Raw genomic sequence first — 24,491 nt, 5'->3', positions numbered from 1 at the left:
CGCGCCACCATCAGCCTGCCCGGGTGTTCGCCGGCTGCACGATGCCCGAAACCTGCTGCGCCCAGCGGTCGGCGACCTCGGCAGGCGGCTTACCCGCCACCACGTCGAGCACCGACTGCTGGATCTGCTCCGAGACCTTCGGGTATTCCGGCAGCGCGGGCCGGTAGTGCGTGGTGTCCAGCAGGCCGATCCAGAACGGGTTGAGCGGGTTGGCGCCGACCACCCGCGGATCGGCGGCGGCGTCGGCGCGGGCCGGCAGGTTGCCGCTGGCCGCCGCGTACTCCACGAGGTTGTCCTTGGCCATCGCCTGCTTGATGAACTCGAACGCGTCGTCCTGCTTCCGGCTGGACGAGCTGATCGCCAGCGTCCAGCCGCCGGAGAGCGTGACCGTGCCCGGCGCCTGCCCGTGCTGGGTGGGCATCGGCGTCGCCGCCATCGTCCGGCTCCAGTCCTGCCAGCCGGCATCCACCCAGTTGCCGGAGGCGAAGCTGCCGTCCAGCCGGATCGCGACCTTGCCCTCGCGGGTCAGATCGTCGCGGAACACCTTGTCGTACTGCGCATCGGCGATCTGCGCCTTGCTCTGCGTCAGGTTCTCCGCCAGCGCGGTGGACAGGAAGCCCATCGCGTCGGCGAAGCCCTTGCTGGGCACGATCCACTTCTGCTGTTGCTCGTCGTAGAGGGTGCCGGTTTCGGTGCCGTACAACAGCATTTCGACGGTCTGCATGCTGACCGACTCGCCCTCGGCCTTGCCCAGCGCGAGGTCCAGCGCGATGGCGTCCGGGCGGCGCTGCTTGACCTGCCGGGCGGCGTCGAGGATGTCGTCCCAGGTCCGTGGCCGCCAGTCGGCGGGCAGGCCGACCTCGGCGAACAGCTCGCGGTTGTACCAGAGGCCGCGGGTGTCGGTGTCCAGCGGAACCCCGTAGGTCTTGCCGTCCTGGGCCTTCCCGGCCTGCTTGGTGGTGTCGATGTACTGGCCCCAGTCCGACCACTGCCCGAGGCGGTCGTCCAGCGGCGCCAGGTATCCGGCCGCGACGTCGGAGTTCACGTTGAAGCTGTCCTCGTAGAGCACGTCCGGCGCGGTGGACGGCGAGCGCATCCGCAGCTGGAGCTTGGACAGGTACTCGCTCTCCGGCGCGACCACCGGATCCAGTTTCACCACCTTGCCCGGATGCGCCTGCTCGTACTGCTGCTTGACCCGCTGCATCCACTGGTCGACCTGCAACGTGTTGCCGTACCGGTGGTAGGCGACGCTGATCGTGTTCGGATCGTCGGCCGCGCCGCCGCCGCACGCGGCCAGCGTGATGATCAGGGTGGTGATGATGAACGCGGACTTCGCCTTGCTCCGACGCATCGCGGCCTCCTGCCGGCAGTGGTTGCGTCTGACCTGAGATCCGGATCACACTCTGGGCAAGATAATTCCATTCGATGGAACAAGTCAACGATCTTGCTGCCCCAGACGAGGAGCGTCGATGGCGAAAGCGTCCTGGCAGGGCACGAATCTGCCGCGGGTGGGCGGGTTCAACCGCGCGGTCGTGCTCGACGCGATCCGGCAGCACGGTGAAGTCAGCCGCGTGGAGTTGGCGCGGCGCACCGGGCTGACCGCGCAGACGATGTCCAACATCGTGCGCGCGCTGATCGACGACGGACTGGTCACCGAGAACGGCCACGCGCCGTCCACCGGCGGAAAGCGCCGCGTGCTGCTGAAGGTGGTGCCGGACGCGTACACGGCGGTCGGCCTGCACCTCGATCCGGAGCGGATCACCGGAGTCCTGCTGGATTTGGCGGGCGGCGTGCGGATGCGCAGCCGCCGCCGCGTGCCCGACGACGCCTCGCCCGAGGCGGTCGGGGCGGCGCTGGCGCGCACCTTCCACCAGCTGGTGCGGCGCTCCGGCATCGCCGACGACCGGGTGCTCGGCGCCGGGCTCGCGGTGCCCGGCCCGCTGGACGCCGCGAACCGGCGGGTGCTCGCGCCGCCGAACCTGGCCGGGTGGGCGGACGTTCCGCTCGCCGACATCGTCGAGGACCGCGCCGGGCTGCCGGTGGTGATGGACAACGACGCGACGGCCGCGGCGATCGGCGAGCGGTGGGCCGGCCGCGCGGACCGCGCGGGCTCGTTCGTCTACGTCTACCTGGGTTCCGGGGTCGGCATCGGCGTGGTGCTGGGCGATCAGGTGCATCGCGGGGTCAGCAACAACGCCGGCGAGATCGGCCACGTGCACAGCGGCGGCGGGCGCGAATGCCATTGCGGCAGAAAGGGATGCCTGGAGGCGTACTGCTCGATGCGCGCGATCGTCGCCGACTGGCGGGCGGCGACCCGGGAGGAGCCGAACGGGGAACCGGTCGCGGCGACCTACGAGCGCCTGTGCCGCTCGGCGGCCGACGGCGACGCCACGGCGTCCCGGGTGCTACGTGTGGCGGCGACCCGGTTGGGCCAGGCGTTGGCGTCGGTGGTGAGCGTGCTGGACGTCGACCGCGTGGTGCTCGGCGGGCCCGCGCTCCGGCATGTGGCGGAACTGGTGCGGGCCCGCGTGGCGAAGGTGGTCGACGCGCAGGTGTGGGCGCCGAAGGTGCGGCCGGTGCGCGTCGAGACGGCGCTGATCGGCGACGACGCCGGAGCGGTGGGCGCGGCGTCGCTGGTGCTCGACCACGCCTACTCGCCGCGCCTGACCACGCTCCTCGGCTCCTGAGCCCCGGGCTCAGCGTCGGCCGACTGAGCGTTTTTCATCCTGGTCAGCCCGCAGCCGCGGGTCGCAAAGCTGCACGTCGATGGGGTGTCGCATGCGCCGCAGGCGCATAACCCACCTACGACACTTGCACCGCCGCGGGTTCACTGCGCCCGTGCCCCTGGGGCACTCCTGGGCGAGGACGGCCCCTCCGCCGTGTATTGGACATACATCAGGAGGGGCACCCGCAGTCCAGGGAGCCTCTGAGGTTCCGCCACCCGCACCGCCACGCAAAACGAGGTTGGAAAAACCTCACTAGAACTTCTTGAACATGTCGCCGTACTGGTTGTCCCAAACCGACTGCTTCTTGGTGCCCGGGTAGCAGTGGTAGCTCACGTCGTTGGAACCGCCGCTGAAGTTGCCCGACACCTGGTAGCGGACACCATCGACGCTCTGCGCGGGATTGGCGCCCTCGTAGATCGATCCGTCCTGGCGCCTGAAGCCGTCGTGGCTGATCTTGTTGAGATCCTTGCTCGCCTTGTCGTCCGCCTTCGCGGCATCCTGGTAGCGGTCGTTCGCAGCCTTGTACTCGGCGTAGGACTTCTCGCCCTTCCGGAGGTCCTCCCAGGCCTGATCCCGCTCCCGCTTCGCCTCGAAGCGAGCGTCGGCGGTGCCCCCGTCCTTGTAGGCCTCCAACTTCTCCTGGCGTTTGAGGTCCGCGATCTCCGCGGCGTTCTTGCCGAAGTAGTCCTTGTGCGCCTGATCGCCGATGTTCTCCGGGAACTTGTTGGCGCCGGAGTTGCTGACGTTCTTGTTGTCCATCCCGGTGATGTGGGTGGTCTGGTGCTTGTTCTGGTGGGCTTCGACCTCGACGTTGTACTTCTTGCCGTTCACGTCGTACGTCCCCACGGGCTTCTGCTCGAGCGCCTTGGGCTCCGGCCGGTCCGTGTTGCTGCCGCCCTGGTTCGAAGGGCCTTGCCCGTTGTTCCCGGTCTCCGGCGTGTTCGGGGCCCCGTGCTTGCGCCCGGTCTTGTCCTTCGACCCCGCGGTGGCCCCCTGGCCCTGCCCGCCCTTCCCGCCGCCGCCCTTCTTCGGCATCAGCCCCAGCGGGTCCTTGGCGCTGTGCGGGTTGCCGACGTAGGCGACGGGGTTCGGGGCCGGGGCGAGTCCCAGCGGGTCCTGGCTGAGGTAACGACCGGTGGCCGGGTTGTAGTAGCGGTAGACGTTGTAGTTCAGACCGCTTTCGCGGTCGGCGTACTGGCCGGGGAACCGCAGCGGCGTGCCGGCGGCGGCCGGCGGAGCAGGCAATTCCCTACCCCACAGGCTGTTACGGCCGTGCCAGGTGAGCATTCCGCTGGGATCGATCAGATCGGTCGCCGTCCCAATCTGGTCGGTGATGACCGTGTGGAACCGCTCCTGCGCACCCGCGCCGCGCTCGAGCTGGGCGACGGGTGCGTCATCGTCCGGATGATGCGCCCAGGTCGTCACCGTGCGGCGGCCGTTGGCGTCGGTGTGCACCTGCTCGATCAGCGTCCCGCCGTCCCAGACGAAGTCGGTCTGCTCGGCCACTGCCGACATGTCGGGAGTGAGTCGCTGCTTGGCGATCCGCCGGCCGACCGGGTCGTACCGGTACCGCCAGACGACGCCCTCCGGGGTCGTGGCCGCGACCAGCCGGTCGTAGGAATCCCACGCATAGCGCCAATTCCGGCCGGTGTTGTCCGCGCGGAGGACCAGCCTGCCCTGCGCGTCGTGCTGGAAGGTGACCGCCCCTGCGGCGATCAGGCTGTTGCCCGCGTAGCGCCGCGGACCGGTCTCGACATCGTTGAGGCCGTTCGACGCGACGACGTTCCCCGACCCGTCGTACCGGTAGCTCTCCCGCCGGTCCGGTGCGATGACTTCGACCACCCGGCCGGACGGGTCGATCTGGTAGCGAATGCTCCCGGAGAGCCCGTCGTCGGTGCCGATCAGCTTGCCGTCGGGCCGGTGGAGGAACCGTCGCCGCAGCACGTGCTGGCCCGAGCGTCCCGTGACCACCTGCGAGGCGAGCCGCTGCTCGCCGTCGTACGACTGCACCAGGGTCACCGTGCCGTCGATGGAGCGGTTGATCTGCTGACCGGCGGCGTCGTAGCCGAAGTGCAGCGAATGCCCGGCGAAGGACAGGCCGGTCGGCAGACCCGCAGCGTCGTAGTTCCAGGCGCTGGCCACCCCGGACGGCGTCTGCCGCCGGATCACGCCGTGCTCGCTGTCGTAGTCGAACGTGACCGACCGGCCGTTGATGGTCTCCGCGGTGATCCGCCCCTGGTCGTCCCGCTCGAACTCGAGGACGGCGTCGTCGTTGGTCGCCCGGATCAGGTGGCCGACGGGTGAATAGGTGTACTTGGTGACGCCCGAGGGAGCCCGCCACTCGATCAGGTTGCCGAGCGCGTCGTAGACGTACTCGGTCTCCTCACCCGCGCCGTTGACCGAGCGCACGAGCTGTCCCGCCGGGTCGTAGACGTAGCGCAGCACCCGGCCGTCGAAATCGTGCTCCTCGACCACCCTGCCCGCGAGGTCGTAGACGTAACGCCAGGTCTGGCCCTGCGGATTCGTGACGGAGGTCAGCCTTCGCTCGGTGTCGAAGGTGCGCGTGGTGCGTGCCCCGGTCTGGTCGACGCTGGCCAGCTCGACCTCGAACGGGCCGTACTCGGTGGCGGTCACTCCGCCCACCTCGTCGACCTGCGCGATCTGGTTGCCCTCGGGGTCGTAGCGCCACTGCACCCTGTTGCCCAGCGAGTCGACGCGCCAGGAACGACGGCCTTCCACGGTCCAGCCGAGCTGGACCCGCCCGCCGGCCGGCGTCGTCGTCTCCCGGGGGCGTCCGAACAGGTCGAGCAGCCGGGGGTCCTCGGGCTCGGTGAGTTCCGGTTCGGTGGTCTCGGCGCGTCCGGATCGGATGCCCTCGACGCTGAGTTGCGGTGCTACGCCGACCTTTCCGCTGAACGGGTCCAACGCCTCGCCGTCGTAGGCACGCGCCCAGGTGCGCTCACCGTCCTTCACCTCGATCGAGGAGACGGTGCCGTCGTCGGCGAGGTTCAGCCGGACGGTGCTTCCGTCCGGGCGCGTGATCCACCGCGGCTTGCCCAGGCTGTCGTACTGGTAGTGCGTGGTCCGGCCCAGCGGATCGGTCCGGTCGAGCAACCGGTCGTAGCGATCCCACGTCGACAGCGTGGTGTTGCCGAGCGCATCGGACTCCCGCACGAGCTGCTTCGCGTCGTTGAACTCGAACTCTTTGACGCCGCCGACGGAATCGGTGTACCGGGTGATCGACTGGTCGTACGTGAAGGTGGAGTCGAAGAAGCCCTTGTCGCCCACCGTTCGGACGCAACGGCCGTGCTCGTCGTAGATGTAGCGGAACCAGAACCCGTTGCGGTCCTGCCACTCCGTCAGCCTGCCCGCGCTGTCGTACTGGAACAACAGCGCCTTGCCCGAGGAGTTGACCACTTCGGCCAGGCGTCCCTTGGCGTCGTAGCCGTACCGCATCACCGGCACGTCGAGGTCGCGTTCCGGGTCGACCACGCGGAGCGCGGTGACCCGCTCCTGGTCGCTGTCGATTTCCACCCGGTACCCGTCGGAATGCCGGATCGCCTTGGGCGGGCCGAACCGGCGGTGCTCGACGTCGATCCGGCGACCGTCCTCGTCCTCGACCGAAAGCAGCGGCAGCACCAGATCGCGCCCGACCGGCGGGCCGAATCCGAGGGTCTGGTTCTGGTCCGTGTTCTCCAGGCTGTAGCCGCCGTCTTCGTCCAGGTGCAACGGCCAGCGCGGGCCTTCGACCGGCAGGACCGGGGCTTCCACCGACGGCAGCGGGTAGACCAGGATCATCCCGTCGGGGGAGAAGTAGCAGACGTTCTCCGCGTCGATCTCCAGCCGCTGGTCCAGCGTCGAGGCCCACGACTGGCCGAACCACCGCCCCGCCCGGTACGACGAGACGTACATCCGCTGCAGCACCAGGCGCAGCGGGCCTTGGATCTCCAGGTCCCTCTCGGTCATCACCATGTGACCGGTGGCGAGGTCGACCGGCTCGGAGCCTCCGGTGCAGACGTCCTCACCCTTGATCGACCGGTCCCTGGGGTTGTCCGGCTTGTTGCTGGAATCGCTCGGCTTGTTGTTCGACCGCGTCGAAGCCGGGGAGTTGTTGCTCGGCGACTGGGAGCGGGAATTCGAGCCGGGCGTGGGCGATCCGTCGTTGCCGCCGAGCGAGCGGTCGCCGCCCTGCGAGCCGCCGTTGCCCCCGGACCGGTTGGACGACCCCCCGTCGTAGGAGGTCGAGGAGGTCTGCGACGGGCCGTTGTCACCGGTGTTCCGGTTCGGCGTGGAGTGGTCGCCGGAGCCGCCCTTGGAGCCGCTGCCCTCGTTGCCCGTCGAGCGGGTCGGGGCCGGGCTGTCGGGCTTGCTGGGGCCGCCACCCTTGTCGTTCTTGATCTTCTTCAGGGCCTTGCCCGCGTCACCGAAACCACCGCCCAGCTTCTTGAGCAGCGGAGCGAGCGCCTTCATCGCCTTGACCAGCTTCGTGGTCACATCAGCGATCTTCGCAACCACCTTGGCCACCGCCGCCACGACCTGCGGCACCACCCAGGCCATCGCAATACCCAACGTGGCCAGCACCTGCAACGCCCACGACACCAGGTGACCGACCAGTTCGGCGATGATGTCACGCACCAACGTGCGCACCGCCGCCACGACCTCACCCGCGGTGCCGATCCCGTCCGAAGCGCCCTCGGCGGCTTTCTTGGCGGCCTCGATGAGCTTTCCGGTGTCCTCACTTCGCTGCCGGTAGGCATCCGCCGCGTCACCGGTCCAGTCCGCGACATCACTGTTGACCATATTGGTCATCTCGGTGTTGATCTCACCAAGCTCCGCGGCGACGTTCTTCCACGTCTCCGAATGCGCCTTGATCTGATCCGCATCACCGGTCAACGCATCCAACGCATCCGACAGCGGACCGACGTGCTCCATGAGCCAGCCGACACCGGCCGCCAGGATCGACCCGAACGGATCCAACGCCATCGTCAGCGCATCCAGACCGGTGCCCACCGCACCCATCACACCGGACGCCCAGTCCCCGGACTCGATCGCCTTCTTCGTCTCATCAACGGACTCCATGATCGGAATACCGCTGAACGACTCCGTCGAATCCTTGCGATCCGCCACCAACGGATTACTCACGGCAACACTCCAGGAGAAGATCAGGTCGAGGGCACGTCAACACCGACGTCACCCGCTGAGGTGAGCCAGGCCGGGTGCCGGTGCACCGGGCGGCAGGAAGTCAGTCGCGCAGGGGGTCGAAGTCGGGGCCGAATTCGTCGTCCTCGTCCTCGAATTTGGGCCGCTTCTTCGGCGCCGCGGGCGGGTTCGCCGCAGCCGGAGGTGCGGGCGGCGGAGGCGGTGGTGCTGCCTCTTCCTCCGCAGGGGCGTCCCACTTCGAGGAGGCCTCGGGCTCGTCGGGCTCGTCCTCGGGCTCTTCGGGGAAGCGCTCGCGGATGTTGTCCAGCATCATCGTGCGCGTTTCCAGGTCCTCGTCGCCGAGGTGGGCCGACATCGTCTCGCCGACCTTGTTGGCGATGTCGGACTGCGCGCGGTGCATCGTGGACAGGATCTGGCTGGCCAGCTCCGACGGCGGCAACGAACGGACCTTGTCGGTGAACTCCAGGTCCGTCACGCTGCCGTCGGCGCGCACCGTGACCTTGATGTGGCCGCCGTCGCTGGTCGCGGTCAGCCGCAGCTGCTCGGTCTCGGCCTGCATGGCCTGGTAGCGCTGGGCCTTCTCCTCGAAGCCCTTCGCCCACTCCTGGATCCGCCGCTCCGCTTCGTCCGGGTCGGCCCCGATCGCAGCGAAGCCGCCCTGGTTCTGGCCCGGCATTGCACAACCTCCAAAGAACTCTTCATCTGCGAACCGCCTGCGCCCAGGTGTGGGCCGGCAGCGCTCCCGGCCGCTGAGCGTCGTCCGTCATCTGCTTCGGCTCGTACCGCTGCGACGACTCCACCTACTGCGTCGGCGGCACTCTGTACTGCCGCGGCTCCCCCTGCTGCGACGCCTCAAACGGCTGCACCGGCTCGGCCATCTGCTTCGCCTCAAACGGCTGCACCGGCTCCGCCATCTGCTTCGCCTCAAACGGCTGCACCGGCTCCGCCATCTGCTTCGCCTCAAACGGCTGCACCGGCTCCGCCATCTGCTTCGCCTCAAACCGCTGCACCGGCTCCGCCATCTGCTTCGCCTCAAACCGCTGCACCGGCTCCGCCATCTGCTTCGCCTCAAACCGCTGCACCGGCTCAGCCATCTGCTTCGCCTCAAACCGCTGCACCGGCTCCGCCATCTGCTTCGCCTCGAACTGCTGCCGCGGCTCGGCCATCTGGAACGGCTCCGGCCGCTGAGCACCCTCCGCTCGCTGGAACGGCTCCGGCCGCTGCATCGGCTCCGCGTACGACGCAGGCGTCACCTGCTGCTTCGCCTCGAACTGCTGCGCCGGCTCAGCCATCTGCTTCGCCTCGAACTGCTGCCTCGGCTCAGCCTGCTGGAACGGCTCCGGCCGCTGAGCGCCTTCGGCCATCTGCTTCGGCTCGAACCGCTGAGCACCCTCCGCCATCTGCTTCGGCTCCATCGGCGTTCCCTGCTCCGCCGGGTAGCTCGGTGCCGACGCGGGGATGGTTCCCTGCTTCTGCGCGGACGACTCGTCGTCGGAGTTCATCACCGGGCCGACCCCGCCGGCAACCGCCGGGACACCGAGCTGCGCGACGGCGGATTCCTTGACCCGCACCGCGTCGTCGAACTTGCCGAAGTTGTCCGCGCCCGCCTCGTCGGTCTCCTGGTACTCCTTGGCCGTCTGGCGCACGTTGTCCGCCGTGGTGGTGACGCCCTCCTTGGCGGCCTTGAGCGCGTCCATGCCCTCCTCCTCCATCGGGTTGATGATGGGTGGGAGGAACGAGCACAGCAGACCGTAGGCTTCGTCGGACATCGCCTGCTCAGCAGCGGAGATCGCGGTGTCGAAACGGTCCGCCAGACCGTCCAGGTGGCTGGCGTGCGCGGTCAGGTCCTCGGCTTCGACCTGGAACGTCATGGCTGTACCTCTTCAGCTCGTCAGTCGAGTTTGCCCAGGACTTCGGCCAGGCGGTGCTCGATGCGGCGGTTGTCTGCCGGGGCGATGCTCAACCAGGCGCCTTCGCTGACCATCAGGTACCGGCCCTCGTTGGTGTCGAACCAGGTGACCAGCGTCGACGACCGCTCCGAGCGGTGCGTCACACCGAACTGCCCGCCACCGATGCGGGTTTCGGACAGCTCGGCCAGCGCCGCGGCTTCCGATCCGGACAGACCTGCCCGGACCAGCGCGGTCTCGTCGTCGTAGTCCCCGCCGAACGGGTCGTCGTCGTCCTCTTCGAGCGCGCTGTTCAGCTGCTCCTTGCGCAGCGACAGCGTGCGCTTGGTGCCGGGTTCGCCGGGCGGCAGCACGCTCACCGCGGCCAGGGCCAGCGCGGTGGGCCGGATCTCGGTCAGCAGCAGCTGGTCACCGGCCAGCTGGGCCAGCACTCCGGAGCGACGGGTCACCGCCGCGAAGGCCTGCACCGGTGCACCGAGGTGACCGACCGCGTCCACCGAGGTCTCGTGCTCCACCAGCAACCGGAGCATCGCCACCAGGTCCTCGTCGAGCTCATCGCCCTTCGCGAGACCGCGGCCGGCCAGCGAGCGGAACGCGTCGGCGGCAAGATCGGCGCGTTCCTCCATCGTCCGGCCCAGACTGGGCACCTGCAGCGGGAACTTCGGGCGACCGAAGCCGAGTGCGCCGTTGACCAGGTCGTACTCGGCGGCGGTCAGCACGAAGTTCGGTGCTGTCGTGGTCGTCATTCGTTGTCCTGCCGCTTCTTCCGCTTGCTCTCACCGATCACCGGCGGCGGCAGGTCGGCGCCGGGCACCTCGACGATCTGGCCGCCCTGCACGTACTTCATCCGGCGTTCGTTGTCCTCCTCGCCGCGGCCGCGCTGACCGGCACCGGCGCCGCCCATCGGGCCGGCACCCATCCCGGCCGCGCCGGCGGAACCGGGCGCGCCAGGCGCACCGCCCATGCCCCGGCCGCCGAAACCGCCCTCACCCGGACGTCCGGTACCCGAGGTACCGCCGGAGGTCATGTTCGAGCCGCCACCGGCACCGCCACCAGCGCCACCGCCGCCGAAACCACCAGCGCCACCGCCGCCGAAACCACCGGCGCCGCCGGCACCTCCGCCGGATCCCATGCCCGGGATCGGCGGAACCGAACCGCGGAATCCGCCGCCACCGGGGCCACCGCCACCGGGACCGGTGCCCACAGGTCCGCCACCGACGGGGCCGCCACCGGGGATCGGGCCCGGGCCCCGCCACGGCTGGTTGCTGCCGGGCTGGTTGTTGTTGCCCGGCCCGCCGGGACGACGGTTACCGGGCCAGTTGCCGCCCGGCACGGGCGGAACGTCCTGGCCGAACGGCCGCGGCTGGTACGTGTGATCGCCGCCACCCGGCCCACCGGGCAGGGGCGGCGGATTGAAGCTCTGCGGTCTCGTTCCTTGCGGGCTCGTGCCCTGCGGCGTCGTACCGGAGACGTCGCCCAGCGGCGGCATGTTCGGACCGCCGAGCTTCGGCATCGCCTTGGTCGGACCATCGAACCCACCGGGGCCGCCGAGCTTGGGCATCGGCATCGCCTTGGTCGGACCGTCGAACCCACCGGGTTTCCCGGGTACGCCACCGGGACCACCGGGAACCCCGCCCAGCGGCGGCATCTGCCCACCGGGGGCACCGGGGGCACCAGGCCCACCGGGTACGCCACCGGGCATGCCCGGGCCACCGGCAGCAGCCGGGTTCGTGCTCTCCGGCGTGGTGGGGGTGGGCGGCATCCCGCCGGGGCCGCCAGGCGCACCGGGTCCACCCGGCGCTCCAGCGGGCACCGCGTCCCCCGCCGGGGTGCCCTGCTCCTGCGGGGTGTTGGCGGGCAGCGCGCGCTTCGCCGTGAACGCCTGCATCTGCTCCACCGGGTTCGGCGGGGGCTCGAAGCTCGGCGTGTCCTTGTCGATGTTGCGGGACTCGTTCTCCATCCAGTCCATGACCTGGACGGCGCGCTCGTGCGAGCTGGCGGCCTTGGCCTCCTGGACCTGCAGGTCCGCTGTGGCCTGCATGAAGCCTGCGAGATCGCCCGCGGTGTAGGTGCTGACCAGCGTCACGGCCAGGTTTTCCTTGCCCTTGACCGGCTCGGGCATCTCGGTCTTGGCGACCTCCATGATCCGGCCCTGGGTAGCGATCCGCTCCGACAGCGTGCCTGCGGTCGAACCCGCGTCGCTGTTCCAGTCGGCCAGCTGCTGGATCGCCGAGCGGGCCGCGTCGGCCGCCTCGCCCTGCCAGCCCGCTTCAGTGGAGCGCAGCTGCTCCGACATCCGCTGCGAGGACTCGTCGATGTCGCTGCTCAGCGAGTTCCACTCGTCCGCGAGCTGGCCGACCCGACCGGGGTCGTTGTTGTTGTGCACCGCCGCGTAGAGCTCTTCGTGGCTGCGCGACGCCCAGTTCTGAGTCTCCGTCAGAACGACGTCCTGACCCAGGCCGCCCTGCCTGGCTTGCAGCTCGCCGCCCTGCTTGGCTTTCAGCTCTGTCATCTCAGGCTTTCATCCCCTCGGCTGCGGCAGGTGCGCCCCCGCAACGGGCCATCACATGGGGTTCTGGATCGCGTCATTGGCGATCTTGCGGAACGACTCCGCTGCGTCCTCGTCGGCGCGCTCGTAGGTGCGCATGGCCGCTTTGATCGCGTCCCGCGCTTCTTCGAGGACCTCGCGGTACTTCTTCAGCGCATCGTTGAACGAGCGCCCGGTGCCCTCGGCGCGATTGGCGAACTTCGCCGCCATCGCCTCGCCGACCGGGTTCTCCCCCAGCGGGGCATTCCCGGTGAGACCACCCGCCCTGGACACCCAAGAGTCCACTTTGCACATCTGGTCTTCCAGTGCGGTGCGGATCTGCTCGCCGGACTCCGGGTCCAGGCGCAGCTGCTGCGATTCCACCGCTTGGCGCAATCGCTTCACTCCAACGACGGAGCGCTCCAGGTTACGGACCGCCTGGAATTCCTCGGGTTCGGTCATGAATCCCCCAGACACAACATCACCTTGGCTATGATCACAGCCGTCGCCAACGTCATCCCAACGCCCGACCAACTCCCGTTGGCGGCGGCCGCACTCGCCCGACGAACGACTCGATCGAAAAGCGGATGTCTTCTCCGAGAACCCGACCGCAACTGCGGATTCGCTTGCTGGGCCCGATGGAATTGCTACGAGCAGATGGCGGCGCAGCCGCTATCGGTGCCGCCAAACGGCGCAATGTGCTTGCTGCTCTTGCCATCGATCTCAACCGCGTCGTCTCCGCGGACCGGCTGATGGACATCGCCTGGGACGGCCACCCGCCGCCCACGGCCAGGGCCTCGCTGCAGGGCCACATCGCCCAGCTGCGCAAGGACCTCGGCGACGGTGTGGAGCTCGTCACCCGTTCCCCGGGTTACCTGCTGCTCGCGCCCCGTGCGCTGCTCGACGTGACGCGGTTCGAGGATCTGGTCGCGGCCGCCAGGGACGCGTCCGACGCCGACGCGGTCGAGCTGCTGCGCGACGCGCTGGCCCTGCGCCGCGGCCCGGCCCTGGTCGACATCGAGGCGGAGGCTCTGCGCCGCGACGCCTCGGACCGGCTGGACGAGTCGGTGGTCACCGCGGTGCACGAGCTGGCCCGGCGGCTGAACCGGATCGGTCGCGCCGCCGAGGCGATCGACCAGCTCAGGGAGGCCGTCGCGATGCAGCCGCTGCGCGAGCCGCTGGTGGAGCTGCTGATGCTGAGCCTGCATCAGACCGGCCGGCAGGCCGAGGCGCTCGACGTCTACCACGGCATGCGGACTCGCCTCGCCGACGAGCTCGGCGTCGCCCCCGGAGCCGGCCTGCAGGAGGCCTTCCACACGGTGCTCAACGCCGATGGCGGGCGGCGACCGGCTCTCGTGCCCTCGCAGTTGCCCAGGGAGAACCGGGGTTTCGTGGGCCGTGGCGCCGAACTCGCGCAGCTGGACGCGGCGCTGGACGACGACGGCCCGATCCGGATCCTCACCGGTCCCGCGGGCGTCGGCAAGACCGCGCTCGCGCTGCGCTGGGCGCACCAGGTGGCCGCGGACTTCGAGGACGGCTGCCTGTTCGTCGACCTCCGCGGGTTCGACGACGCGGATCCGGTGGCGCCGGCGCAGGCGCTCAGCAGTTTCCTCCGCGCGCTCGGGGTGCCTGCCGCGCGGATCCCCGACGACCTCGACGAGCGCGCCGCGCTGTACCGCTCGGTGCTGGCGGACCGGCGGCTGCTGGTGGTCCTCGACAACGCGCGTTCGGCCGCGCAGGTCCGCCCGCTGCTGCCCGGCAACTCGGGTTGCGTGGTGCTGGTGTCCAGCCGGAGCCGCCTGGACGACCTGGCGGCCACCGAAGGAGCGGTCCGGCTGTCGCTGCCGGTGCTGGACCGGCAGGCGGCGGTCGCCGTTCTGCGGCTGCTGCTCGGCTCCGAGCGGATCGCCGCCGAACCCGCCGCCGCTGCCGAGCTGGCGGAGCTGTGCGACCGGCTCCCGCTGGCGCTGCGGATCGCCGCCGCCCGCGGCGCCAGCCATCCGCACTTCACGATCCGCTCGCTGGCCGACATCTACTCCGACGAGCGCCACCGGCTGACCAGGCTGTCGCTGCCGGATTCCGGCGGGAGCATCCGCGCCGCCCTGACCACCAGCTACCGGCGGCTCGACGACGCATCGGCGCGGCTGTTCCGGCTGCTGGGCGAGCACCCCGGCGCCGAGGTCGACTACTTCGCGGCCGCCGCGCTCGCGGGCACCAGGCTCCGGGACAACCAGGCCCGGCTGGAGAGCCTGGTGGCGGCCAACCTGCTGCACGTGACCGGCCCCGGCCGGTACGGGCGGCAGGACCTGGTCCGGCTCCACTCGGCGACCCTCGCCGCGGCGGAGCCCGCGGCCGACCGGGACGCCGCGATCACCCGGCTGCTCGACTACTACCTGCACGCCGCCGAAAGCGGCCTGCGCGCGGTCGAAGGTCCGGCGCGGCGGCCCGGACAGCAGGCTGCGCACCCGCTCGCCGAGCTGCCCGACCTGCCGACGGCGCAGGCGGCGCTGAACTGGTTCCGGACCGAAGAGGACAACATCCAGCACGCGCTCACGCTGGCGACCGCGCGCGGCCGGCACGACCGGGCGTGCCAGCTCGGGCTGTACCTGGACCGCTTCCGCCGCCACCTCGACGGGCCCGACCCCCGGGAACTGGGCGAAGCGCTGGCGCAGGCGTTCTTCCCCGGGCACATCTGCGGGAACTCGGTCTTGTAGCAGCAGAAAGCCCCCGCACAGGTGCGGGGGCTTGCCGGGTCGCGTCAGGACTGGATGTGCGGCACGGCTTTGGCGACGGTTCGGCCGAAGACCTGCATGCCCTTGGCGTTCGGGTGCAGCGGGGCCGCGACCGAGGTCGGGATCAGGCCCTCGTAGTACTTGTCCGCCGGGGCCGCGCAGACGTCGTGGCCCTTGCTGACCGGGCCGAGGTCGACGAACTCCGCTCCGTGCGCCGCCGCCCGCTCACGGAGCATCGCGCTCAGCCTGTCCACACTGGACTGGATGTAGTCCGCGTCGCGCGCCCACATCGGCTCCTTCGGGTAGCAGCCGCCTGGCCGGAGGTAGGTGCCGTAGCCGACCACCACGATCTCGGCGTTCGGCGCCCGGTGCCTGATCTGCGCGAGCGCGTCGTCGAAGCGCGGCGCGAGCGCGTCGATCCGCTCCGCGAGTTCGTCCTCGCCGCCCGCGGTGAACTCGTCCGCGCAGGACGAGCCGATCGGCTCCGGAAACGGGTTCACGCACGAAAGCGCCGCCCGCACCAGCGAGACGTCGTTGCCGCCGATGGTCACCGTCACCAGGTCGGTCCGGTCGCTGAGCGCGTCGTACTGCGGCGCCATGATGCCGTGCTGCCTGCCGGAGAAGTCCTCGATCTTCGCGCCCGAGCAGGAGACATCGGTCAGCTTCGCGCCGATCAGCCCGGCGGCCACCTGCGGGTAGTTCTCCTTGGAGCGGAAGCAGAGCAGGTTCGGGTCCGGGTTCGGCATGAGCGGCCCGGCCGCCGCCGAATCGCCCATCGCGACGTATTCGAACTCGTCGGCCGCGTGCGCGGTGGGCGCGAGCAACGCCCCCGTCGCGGCGAGGGCGGAACCAAGTTGAGCGAGACGACCGAGCTGGGATCCCACGCGGGCCTCCTGCATGAGCTGACCATTGGCCAACTTGATCTAGCACGCGAAGATCCCTCCGACGCGAGAATTCACCCGCCGTCGAGCGAAATGAAGCAGATCGGGGCAAGCCGGTTCGGCAGAGTGACGATTGCCGGGCTCACAGCTCCCGGTGCAGGGCTCTGGTGATACCCGCGGCCACCGTGGTGGCCAGGATCCAGCCCGAGGCGATCAGCACCACCGTGATCCACTGCGAATTGCCGTGCGCCTGCCACATCACGTCGTGGCCGAGGTTGATGATCGGCACCAGCTGGTCCACTGTGTACAGGAACGGGTTCCACACCGGGTGGTCTTCCTCGTTGATCGGGACCAGCTGGTGGTGGTCGAACCAGGTGGTGCCGCCCGCCGTCAGCAGCACCAGCCAGATCAGGGCGCGCAGCGGGCGATAGCCGTAGCTGACCGTGATCAGCTGCAGCATGCTCCACAGCCGCACCGGCAACCGGAACGCGGGCCGGGTCGCGGCCGCGATCGCCTGGTAGCGGCGCCGCTGCTTCTCGATCAGCACCAGCACCGCGTGTTCCTCGTTGCCGTTGCCGCGGAAAACCCGCGCCAGCTGGTCGTACGGCCCGGGCTGGTAGCGGCCGCCCGAGTTGGCGCGCAGCCAGCTGAGCCGCTCCCGCACCGCGGCCTGGTCGGTCGGCTCGATGGTGGTGGTGAAGTTGTCGTACCCGAAGTCCTCGACGTCGACGCCGCCGGACGCCGCCCACAGCGACGCGCTGTCCGCGAGCAGCTCGCACTGCGCCTGCCGCAGCATGATCCGGCCTTGCGGCGCGGTCTCCGGAACCAGCGTGAGCTCCTGCGCCACCAGGCCGAAGGCGTTGATCGCGTTGCGGCTGGTGCCGTCGCCGAGCCGGCAGCCCCCGAAGTTCGCCTGCCGCCCGATCTCGGCGCGCCGCAGCTGCACCTCGCCCTCGGCGAGGAACGGCCGGTTGCCCGCCGCGCACACGAGGTCGCGCGCGATGCGGGCCGCGCGCAGGTCCAAGGAGGACTTGTAGGCCATCCGGTGGCGATGCCACGCGGGCTTGGTCAGGTGCGCCGAGCGCAGGTCGATGTTGGCGCCGATCTTGGCGCCCTGCAGCTGGATCGAGCCGACGACGTCGGTCTCCCGGCAGTCCAGGTTGCTGCCGACCACGATCCGGCTGGCCTGCAGCACGTCGGTACGCGGGCCGTGCAGGCAGGCCTTGTTCAGCTGGAAGCTGCCGTGGATCCGGACGTCGATCATCCGCACCTGGCCGTGCAGCTCGACCCGCGACGCCTCCAGGTTGCCGAGGATCTCGGTGCCGTCGATGTGCACCGAGCGCAGCGGCTGCTCGACCGACGCCTTCGCGGAGCGCGACCAGCTCAGATCGATGTGCGCGCCGGACATCCGCAGGTCGCCGCCGACCTTCGCGCTCACCATCCGGATGGTGCCGCCGCTGCAGAAGCCCTGGTCGATCTGCACGTCGCCGCGGATGTCACCGCGGTCGACGACCAGTGTGCTGGTCGGGTCGTCGTACTGGGATTCGCCGCGCTGCGACGGAGCGACGCCCGGTTCCAGCACGGCGTCGCGCAGCCGCAGGTCGCCGAAGATGTGCGCGCTGGGCAGGAACAGCAGCCCGGCGACGGTGAACGGCCGGCGGGTGAGCGGGTCGACGTCGCAGCGCAGGCTGCCGCCGATCTGGATCCCGTTCGCGTTCAACGCGTACCGGCCCCGGTTGCGCAGCGCCCCGCCGGAGAGCGTGAGGTTGCCGCCGACCTTCGCGCCGGGAATGCGGATCTCACCGGTCACCTGCAGCCGCAGACCGAGCAGCGCGCCGGTGACGGACAGCCGGTCGCCGTAGATGGCGCGGCCGCCGGGATTGCGCAGCTCGCTGTCGTTGAGCAGCAGGGAACCGCCGAGCTGGGCGTCGGCGAGGTCGACGATGCCGCCGACGCTCGTGCAGTTGCGGAGCACGGTGTCGTTGCTGGTGTTGAGGTTGCGGGCGGCGAGGCCCGGGAACCGGCAGTGCCAGAGCACCAGGCCGGCGATGTTGGCCTGCCGCAGGTCGGGCGCGTACTCGAACCGGCAGCGGACGAACTCCAGCAGGTACGGCAGATCGGTGGCGCGCAGGTCCAGGTGACCGGTGATCACCGCGTCCTCGATGGCGATGACCTGCTGCTGGCCGCCGCTGCGCCGGGCGAACGGCCGCCAGCCGGGTTCCTCCAGCGACTCGACCAGGCGGCGGGCGAGGTATTCGCCGCGGATCTCGCGGTCCTGCGAGTGCCGCGCGGCGTGCACGTCCAGCGGCGGAACGGCGCCCTGGGCCGCCCGGTCGGCTCTGCCCTGCCGGAGCAGCTCCTCGAACCGCTGCTCCGCAGCGGTGAGCGGACCGTTGCTGTCCCACGGCTTGACGACCGGCACCCTCGCCCCCGACCTAGTCCCCGACCAGTTGATCACCCGAAGGTAGTCGATCAACTACCTATAGAACTCGGACGTGTGATCACAACCGTTGGTTGCGATGCGCGCCGTAGTGCAGCCGGATGGCCTAGCCGGTTCCACGTGAAACGGTTCTCCCGGAAACAGGGCCAGAAAGCGAACGGCCCGTTCGCCTCGCGGTACGAGGTGAACGGGCCGTTCGCGCCGATCTCGACGTCAGGTCACTCCGGGGCGGGGTGGGCGTGGGTCGGGTCGAGGACGCGGGCGAGGAAGGTGCGGGTGCGCTCCTCCTTCGGCGCGCCGATCACCTCGGCCGGCGGACCCTGCTCGATGATCCCGCCGCCGTCCATGAACAGCACCCGGTCGGCCACCTCGCGGGCGAACTGCATCTCGTGGGTGACCACGAGCATCGTCATGCCCTCGTCGGCGAGCTGCCGAATCACGCCGAGCACGTCGCCGACCAGCTCCGGGTCCAGCGCCGATGTCGGCTCGTCGAACAGCATGACCCGCGGGTTCATCGACAGCGCCCGCGCGATCGCGACCCGCTGCTGCTGACCGCCGGAGAGCTGCGCCGGCATTGCGTCGGCCTTCTCCGACAGCCCGACGCGGTCCAGGTTCTCGCGCGCGACCTTCTCCGCCGTCGCCTTGTCCCGGCCCAGCACCTTGCGCTGCGCCACGGTCAGGTTGTCCAGCACGTGCAGGTGCGCGAACAGGTTGAACTGCTGGAACACCATGCCGATGTGCCGGCGGGCGCCGTCCAGGTCGGTGTCCGGGTCGGTGAGGTCGGTGCCGTCCACCACGACCTTGCCCGCGCTCGGCTCCTCCAGCAGGTTCACGCAGCGCAGCAGGGTGGACTTGCCGGAGCCGGACGGGCCGATGACGCACACGACCTCGCCGCGCTCCACCTCCAGGTCGATGCCGCGCAGCACTTCCAGCGAGCCGAACGACTTGCCCAGCCCGGAGATCTCGATCATCACGTCGCTCATGCCCCCACACCTCCGTGCCCGCTCTTGGTCCGCACGCCGCCGCCGTACTTGCGCTCCAGCAGGTTGGAAACCCTGGACAGCGGAATGGTGATGATCAGGTAGCACAGCCCGGCGATCAGCAGCGGCGTCAGCGACGCGTACTCGTTCAGCGCCGCCCGGCCGTACTTGGCCAGCTCGTACTGGTCGCCGGCGAGGCCGAGCAGGTAGATCAGCGAGGAGTCCTTGGTGAGCAGGATCAGCTCGTTGGTCAGCGGCGGCAGGATGATCCGGAACGCCTGCGGCATCACCACGGTGATCATGGTGCGGGTCGGCGACATGCCCAGCGACCGGGCCGCCTCCACCTGGCCGCGCGGCACCGCCTGCACGCCGGCGCGGATGGTCTCGGCCATGTAGGCCGCGCCGACGAGGCCGAGCGCCAGCATCGCGGTGGAGTAGATGTCGAACCGCAGCTGGAAGGCGATCGGCACGCCGAAGCCCAGCGCGATGAACACCAGCAGCGCGGGCAGCCCGCGGAACAGCTCGATGTAGCCGGTGGCGATCCACCGGTACGGGGCGACTGGCGACATCTTCATCAACGCCAGCACGATGCCCAGCCCGAGGCCGAACCCGAAGCCCAGGGCGGTGTAGATGATGGTGTTGACCAGCGCCGTGGTGATCACGCCGGGGAACTGCGCGATCGCCACGTCGACGTTGAAGAACGCTCGCGCGATGGAGCCCCAGTCCGCGACCACGGCCATCACGATGATGGCCACGACCAGCACGGCGTACTGGATGCCGCGGTTCAGCCGGGCCCGCTGTCGCCGACCAAGCCCCGATTTGGGCTGCTCGGTGTCGGTTGTCATGAAGTCTCCTGATCAGTGTTCGGGGCCGGCGGTGGAGCACCCGCCGACCCCGTCCGTTGGCATTGGAGCGCTATGCCCCGCAGGCGATCACTGCGGCTTCTTGCCGAACCACTTCTCGTAGATCTTGTCGTACTCGCCGTTCTCCTTGAGCTTCTTCAGGGCGGCGTTGACCCGGTCCTGCAGCGCCTTGTTCCCGGTCGCCATGCCGATGCCGTACTGGTCGCCGGTGCTGAACTCGTTGGTGACCTCGACGTTCGGGTTGTTCTTGACGAAGTCGCCGAAGACGCTGTTGTCGTTGATCGCCGCGTCGACCTGGCCGGTCTCCACCGCGGTCACCGACAGCGGCAGGTCCTCGAACTGGACGACCTCGTAGCCGTTGGCGTCCTTGTTCTCGTTCGCGTACTTCTCACCGGTGGTGCCCAGCTGGACGCCCAGCTTCTTGCCGCGCAGGTCCGCCAGGCTGCGGATGCCCGAGCCCTTCTTCGTCATCAGCGCCTGGGTGGAGTCGAAGTACGGGTCGGAGAAGTCGAAGGCCGCCTCGCGCTCCGGCGTGATGCTCATGGCCGCGGCGGCCACGTCGCAACGCCGCGTGTTGAGGTCCTCACCGGACTGGATGCCCTCGAACGGGGTGTCCACGATTTCCTGCGTCAGGCCCATGTCCTTGGCGATCGCGTCGACCAGGTCGACGTCGAAGCCGACGATCTTGCCCTGGTCGTGGAACTGGAAGGGCTTGTAGTCCATGTGCGTGCAGGTCGTGAGGATGCCCGGCTTGATCACCTCCACGCCGCCGTCCGCCGTGCCACCACCGCCGGTGGTGGACTCCGCACAGCCCGCCGCGACGGCGGTGGCCAAGGCCAGAGCCGGCAGCAGAGCCATCGCTCGTAGTGTTCTGCGACGCGCCACGATGTCACTCCTAGTAGGTGAGAACGCGAGTGTTCGAATGGTGCCACTCGTTCGGGCGTAATCCCAATGCTGAGTGTTGCGAAGCCATCAAGTTTTCGGTCCACGTCCGGCCGCGGATCGGCCGGCGATCGGAAACCTGCCAGCGGACCGGGGCAAAGACGAAAGGAATTCCGCCGAACCTCCCCTGTTCGTGCGGGATGTCGCCCGCGGTTGCCGAATGGCCCTCAGTCTCATGTGGTGCGTGCCACTGGTCAACAGGGAGTGCTCGACGGGCTTCGGAACGCGGCCGCGAGGCCCCTGCGGACGATCACCGCTCGTACACGCAACGTGTCCGGATGGGTGCACTTGACGAGAAGTCGCCACTACCCCATCCGGCGGTCGAGCGGATATTCGCTGGTTAGCAGACTTTCGACGGGGCGCCGAGCCCGGCGCCGAGAGCCCGAGGAGGTCCCGATGAAGCGTGCCGGCCTGCGACGATCGGCCGCGCTGTGGATCGCAGCCGCACTGGCCGCGCTCGCCGCCGTCGCCGTCCCGGTCGCCCAGGCGCAGACCGCGGCGGCCCAGCCCTTCAGCGTGCTCCAGCTCAACCTGTGCAACAGCGGCTTCGCCGACTGCTACTCGGAGGGCAAGGCGGTCGACTCCGCGATCGCCGTGATCCAGCAGCGCCGGCCGGACGTGGTGACGCTGAACGAGGTCTGCGCACCGGACATCACCCGTCTGACGCGCGAAACGGGCTACCGGTGGGCGTTCGCCCCGGTCGGCGACAAGGCCACCGGCAGTCCGTACGCCTGCAAGGACGGGCGCGGCGATTACGGCGTCGCCATCCTGACGAACCCCGATCTCGGGGCCGCGGGCGAAGCGGTCGAGAGGCAGTACGCCGTGCAGGACGGCGGCAACGAGCAGCGGGTGCTGCTCTGCGTGCCGTACTCGAAGGTCGCCGCGTGCACCACGCACCTGTCCGCGAGCGATGGCCTGGTCGCGGCCGAGCAGTGCCGGGAGCTCTCCGGCGTCGCGACCGCGCTCGGCGCCGAGTCGGTGATCGGCGGAGACCTGAACCTGGTCGCCGGCGGCAACCCCGACGTGCAGGGCTGCGTGCCCGAGGGCTGGTACCGCGCGGACGACGGCAGCGTGCAGCACGTGCTGGCGATGGACGTGTTCCGGCTCGAACACGCCGAAACGATCCCGGTCGACGGCACCGACCACCCCGGCCTGCTCGTCGCGACGACCCGCTGAAACGTGAGAGCGGTCGCCCCGGATTCCGGGGCGACCGCTCATCGGCGACGAGCCGTCAGCGCGGCGGGGCGGGCGCTCCGCCCGGCGGCGCGCCGCAGTGGATGATCGGCTGCGGGTTGTAGACGGTGTGCTGGGTCTCGGTGCGCACCTGGCCGGTGGACAGGTCCTTGATGGTCCGGGTGTCGTTCACCGAGAAGCCCGGCGTGCCCTTGCTCGCGCTGCACGGCTCGCCCGGCGGCACGATCTTCTCCTGCGGCGGCGTGGGATTGGTCCGCTCGCCGGTCTGCGAGGACACGTCGAACTGCTTGGTGCCCCACAGCGTCACCGTGATCGACGACGGCGTCCAGCGGGTGGTGATCATGATGCCGCTCTTGGCGACGTTCTTGAACTTGACGTCGATGATGCTGGCGCCGCTGGGGCTCTGGAACACGGTGGCCTCGCGGCCCGCCGGATACCGGCTGATGTAGTAGCTGTGCGCCTTGTGCTCGACGTTCTGCATGCCGGCGAAGTACGAGGCGTTGTACAGCGTCGTGGCGAACTGCGAGATGCCGCCGCCGACGGCCCGGCCCGGCCGGCCGTTCTCGATGATCCCGGACTCGACGTAGCCCTGCGGAATCCCGCGCGGCCCGGTGTGCCCGTTGAGGCTGAAGGTCTCGCCCGGCTTGATGATCGCGCCGTTGACCTGCTCGGCGGTCCGCCGGATGTTCACCCCGGACGCGGCCTCGAAGCCGTTGGTGGTGAACTCGCCGACCACCTCGCGGATGCCCATCTGGTTGGCCTGGTCGGTGGTGAACTTGGCGGGTTCGTGCACGTAGATGGCCTGCACCGCGCGGTCCTGCGGCCTGCGGAGCACCTCGTCGAGGCGCTCGAAGCTCTTGTTCCAGTCGACGCCGATGCCGTCGGTGGACGGCCGGACCACCGGGGCGCCGCCTTCCAGCGCGATCTCGGCGTCCTTGCCGGGCTTGATCGTGTCGGCCAGCTGCGGTTCGACGCTGCCGATCGCGGTCGGCAGGTCCACGCCGGCCTTCAGCCCGCCGGCTCCGTCCGGCTCGAACCGCAGCGACGCGGCGATCGCGGCCGGCGCGAAGGTCGCGTCCTTGCCCTGGCCGCGCACCGTCACCGGCGCGGACACCGCGGGCTGCGCGATCTCGCGCAGCGCCCGCTGCACGCCCTCGCGGGTCGTGCTGACCGGCTGCTCGGTGAACGGCACCTGCACGGCGACGTCGTCCGCCCAGTGGGTGAGCACCTCGTCGGTAGCCCGCTGCACGTCGATGGTCTGGCCGGTGATCGGGTCGACGGCGACCGGCTTGGTGCCATCGAACCGGATGGCGCCCTCGGCCGGGGCCAGGTCCAGCTGCGGCCGGACCTGCTCCAACGCCTGCACAAGCTGCTCGCGGTCGCCGTGGCTGACCGGGGCGACCTCGCTCGTGGTGAACAGCGAGGCGATCCGGGTGAACGGGTTCAGCGGCTGGCTGCCCGCCTGCTGGACGGTCGCCGTCCAGTCCATCTGCAGCCCGGCCTGCTCGGGGTTGATCGTGGCGGTGCGGTCGCCGACCCGCAGCTCGACGGGCTCGTTCAGGCCCGGGCCGAGCTTCTCGCGCAGCTCCGTCTCGGCGGCGGTCTCCTCCAGGCCGCCGATGTCGACGCCGGCCACCACCGTGCCGCGCGGCACCTGGCCGCTGGTGAGGACCAGGTCGCCGATGTAGAGCAGCGCCAGCACGCCGACCACGGCGCCGGCGGCGATGCCGGCGCGGATCAGGCCGCGCCGCTTCTTGTCGGCGTCGGACGGTGGCGGGGTCGCGGCGGACCAGCCGCTGGGCTGGGCGGCGACCTGCGGGATGACCTGGGTCGCGCCGATGGGGAAGGTGGAGAAGTCCGAGGCCACCGCGGCGATCTGGGCGGTCCGTTCGGCGTCGGACTCGGGTTCCGGTTTCTGGGGCGCCGGCTGCGAGGTTCCCGACAGGTTGGGTCGGGTGCGTTCGTCGAAGTCGGCCTTCACCGGTGGGATCTGGGTGGTCTGCTCGACGCTGCTCTCCGGCTGGGCGCCGCCGGAACGTTCCGGGTCGGTGCGCATCCGCTCGGTCGACGGCTCCGCACCGCTTCGATGATCGTGGTTTTCCGGCACCGCTTCCCCTTCTCGTGTCGGTCCTGCGGTGG

15 protein-coding genes and 1 pseudogene are annotated in these 24,491 nt (G+C 70.0%); 3 read left to right on the top strand and 13 right to left on the bottom strand.

Annotation, left to right across the window (positions count from 1 at the left end; translation table 11 throughout):
- Positions 1 to 10 precede the first annotated feature (10 nt).
- A complete protein-coding gene (locus tag AB0I53_RS01080) occupies positions 11 to 1,351 on the bottom strand; it encodes an extracellular solute-binding protein (RefSeq protein WP_358594449.1) in 1,341 nt (446 codons plus the stop codon).
- Between the two features lie 118 nt (positions 1,352 to 1,469).
- Between AB0I53_RS01080 and AB0I53_RS01075 the strand changes: the two genes are divergently transcribed.
- The gene (locus AB0I53_RS01075) at positions 1,470 to 2,687 is read left to right on the top strand and encodes an ROK family transcriptional regulator (RefSeq protein WP_358594446.1); all 1,218 of its coding nucleotides are present in this window, start codon (positions 1,470 to 1,472) and stop codon (positions 2,685 to 2,687) included.
- Between the two features lie 291 nt (positions 2,688 to 2,978).
- On the opposite strand, the gene AB0I53_RS01070 is transcribed toward AB0I53_RS01075, so the two are convergent.
- The 6 genes and pseudogenes from AB0I53_RS01070 to AB0I53_RS01045 form a co-directional block, all read right to left on the bottom strand.
- Positions 2,979 to 7,868: a DUF6531 domain-containing protein gene (locus AB0I53_RS01070; RefSeq protein WP_358594443.1), complete on the bottom strand. Its 4,890-nt coding sequence runs from the start codon at positions 7,866 to 7,868 to the stop codon at positions 2,979 to 2,981.
- Between the two features lie 100 nt (positions 7,869 to 7,968).
- Positions 7,969 to 8,562 (bottom strand): YbaB/EbfC family nucleoid-associated protein, encoded by a 594-nt coding sequence (locus tag AB0I53_RS01065; RefSeq protein WP_358594440.1) that lies wholly within the window; start codon positions 8,560 to 8,562, stop codon positions 7,969 to 7,971.
- Positions 8,563 to 9,475: 913 nt separating this feature from the next.
- Positions 9,476 to 9,757, bottom strand: a pseudogene (locus AB0I53_RS01060) (type VII secretion target); the annotation flags it as partial.
- A gap of 20 nt (positions 9,758 to 9,777) precedes the next feature.
- A complete protein-coding gene (locus AB0I53_RS01055) occupies positions 9,778 to 10,539 on the bottom strand; it encodes an ESX secretion-associated protein EspG (RefSeq protein WP_358594437.1) in 762 nt (253 codons plus the stop codon).
- On the bottom strand, positions 10,536 to 12,305 hold the full coding sequence (locus AB0I53_RS01050; protein ID WP_358594434.1) for a PPE domain-containing protein: 1,770 nt from the start codon (positions 12,303 to 12,305) through the stop codon (positions 10,536 to 10,538). Before AB0I53_RS01050 ends, AB0I53_RS01055 begins: the two co-directional genes overlap by 4 nt.
- A gap of 51 nt (positions 12,306 to 12,356) precedes the next feature.
- On the bottom strand, positions 12,357 to 12,782 hold the full coding sequence (locus AB0I53_RS01045; RefSeq protein ID WP_358594431.1) for a hypothetical protein: 426 nt from the start codon (positions 12,780 to 12,782) through the stop codon (positions 12,357 to 12,359).
- 176 nt (positions 12,783 to 12,958) lie between these two features.
- On the opposite strand from AB0I53_RS01045, the gene AB0I53_RS01040 reads away from it, so the two are divergent.
- Positions 12,959 to 15,034: a BTAD domain-containing putative transcriptional regulator gene (locus AB0I53_RS01040; protein ID WP_358594428.1), complete on the top strand. Its 2,076-nt coding sequence runs from the start codon at positions 12,959 to 12,961 to the stop codon at positions 15,032 to 15,034.
- Positions 15,035 to 15,078: 44 nt separating this feature from the next.
- On the opposite strand, the gene AB0I53_RS01035 is transcribed toward AB0I53_RS01040, so the two are convergent.
- The 5 genes from AB0I53_RS01035 to AB0I53_RS01015 form a co-directional block, all read right to left on the bottom strand.
- Positions 15,079 to 15,936, bottom strand: a complete 858-nt coding sequence (locus tag AB0I53_RS01035) for an SGNH/GDSL hydrolase family protein (RefSeq protein ID WP_358594425.1) — start codon at positions 15,934 to 15,936, stop codon at positions 15,079 to 15,081.
- Positions 15,937 to 16,075: 139 nt separating this feature from the next.
- Positions 16,076 to 18,409, bottom strand: coding sequence for an oxidoreductase (locus tag AB0I53_RS01030; protein ID WP_358594422.1), 2,334 nt, complete (start codon positions 18,407 to 18,409; stop codon positions 16,076 to 16,078).
- A 182-nt stretch (positions 18,410 to 18,591) separates the two neighbouring features.
- Entirely contained in the window at positions 18,592 to 19,356 is a 765-nt protein-coding gene (locus AB0I53_RS01025; RefSeq protein ID WP_358594419.1) for an amino acid ABC transporter ATP-binding protein, read from the bottom strand.
- Positions 19,353 to 20,198: an amino acid ABC transporter permease gene (locus AB0I53_RS01020; RefSeq protein WP_358594417.1), complete on the bottom strand. Its 846-nt coding sequence runs from the start codon at positions 20,196 to 20,198 to the stop codon at positions 19,353 to 19,355. Before AB0I53_RS01020 ends, AB0I53_RS01025 begins: the two co-directional genes overlap by 4 nt.
- Before the next feature lie 87 nt (positions 20,199 to 20,285).
- Positions 20,286 to 21,074 carry an ABC transporter substrate-binding protein gene (locus tag AB0I53_RS01015; RefSeq protein ID WP_358594414.1) on the bottom strand — a complete coding sequence of 263 codons (789 nt, stop codon included), beginning with the start codon at positions 21,072 to 21,074 and terminating at the stop codon, positions 20,286 to 20,288.
- Between the two features lie 480 nt (positions 21,075 to 21,554).
- On the opposite strand from AB0I53_RS01015, the gene AB0I53_RS01010 reads away from it, so the two are divergent.
- Entirely contained in the window at positions 21,555 to 22,334 is a 780-nt protein-coding gene (locus AB0I53_RS01010) for an endonuclease/exonuclease/phosphatase family protein (RefSeq protein ID WP_358594411.1), read from the top strand.
- A 55-nt stretch (positions 22,335 to 22,389) separates the two neighbouring features.
- On the opposite strand, the gene AB0I53_RS01005 is transcribed toward AB0I53_RS01010, so the two are convergent.
- Positions 22,390 to 24,459 (bottom strand): VanW family protein, encoded by a 2,070-nt coding sequence (locus AB0I53_RS01005; RefSeq protein ID WP_358594408.1) that lies wholly within the window; start codon positions 24,457 to 24,459, stop codon positions 22,390 to 22,392.
- Positions 24,460 to 24,491 lie beyond the last annotated feature (32 nt).

Origin of the sequence: Saccharopolyspora sp. NPDC050389, from assembly GCF_040655595.1 — a bacterium.
In the GTDB taxonomy this organism is placed as follows: Bacteria; Actinomycetota; Actinomycetes; order Mycobacteriales; family Pseudonocardiaceae; genus Saccharopolyspora.
This window is presented reverse-complemented; position numbering and strand designations above follow the sequence as displayed.

Coding starts and splice junctions, on each gene's coding strand:
- AB0I53_RS01080 (WP_358594449.1), bottom strand. CDS start 1,351: ATGCGTCGGAGCAAGGCGAAGTCCGCGTTCATCATCACCACCCTGATC.
- AB0I53_RS01075 (WP_358594446.1), top strand. CDS start 1,470: ATGGCGAAAGCGTCCTGGCAGGGCACGAATCTGCCGCGGGTGGGCGGG.
- AB0I53_RS01065 (WP_358594440.1), bottom strand. CDS start 8,562: ATGCCGGGCCAGAACCAGGGCGGCTTCGCTGCGATCGGGGCCGACCCG.
- AB0I53_RS01055 (WP_358594437.1), bottom strand. CDS start 10,539: ATGACGACCACGACAGCACCGAACTTCGTGCTGACCGCCGCCGAGTAC.
- AB0I53_RS01050 (WP_358594434.1), bottom strand. CDS start 12,305: ATGACAGAGCTGAAAGCCAAGCAGGGCGGCGAGCTGCAAGCCAGGCAG.
- AB0I53_RS01045 (WP_358594431.1), bottom strand. CDS start 12,782: ATGACCGAACCCGAGGAATTCCAGGCGGTCCGTAACCTGGAGCGCTCC.
- AB0I53_RS01040 (WP_358594428.1), top strand. CDS start 12,959: ATGGAATTGCTACGAGCAGATGGCGGCGCAGCCGCTATCGGTGCCGCC.
- AB0I53_RS01025 (WP_358594419.1), bottom strand. CDS start 19,356: ATGAGCGACGTGATGATCGAGATCTCCGGGCTGGGCAAGTCGTTCGGC.
- AB0I53_RS01020 (WP_358594417.1), bottom strand. CDS start 20,198: ATGACAACCGACACCGAGCAGCCCAAATCGGGGCTTGGTCGGCGACAG.
- AB0I53_RS01015 (WP_358594414.1), bottom strand. CDS start 21,074: ATGGCTCTGCTGCCGGCTCTGGCCTTGGCCACCGCCGTCGCGGCGGGC.
- AB0I53_RS01010 (WP_358594411.1), top strand. CDS start 21,555: ATGAAGCGTGCCGGCCTGCGACGATCGGCCGCGCTGTGGATCGCAGCC.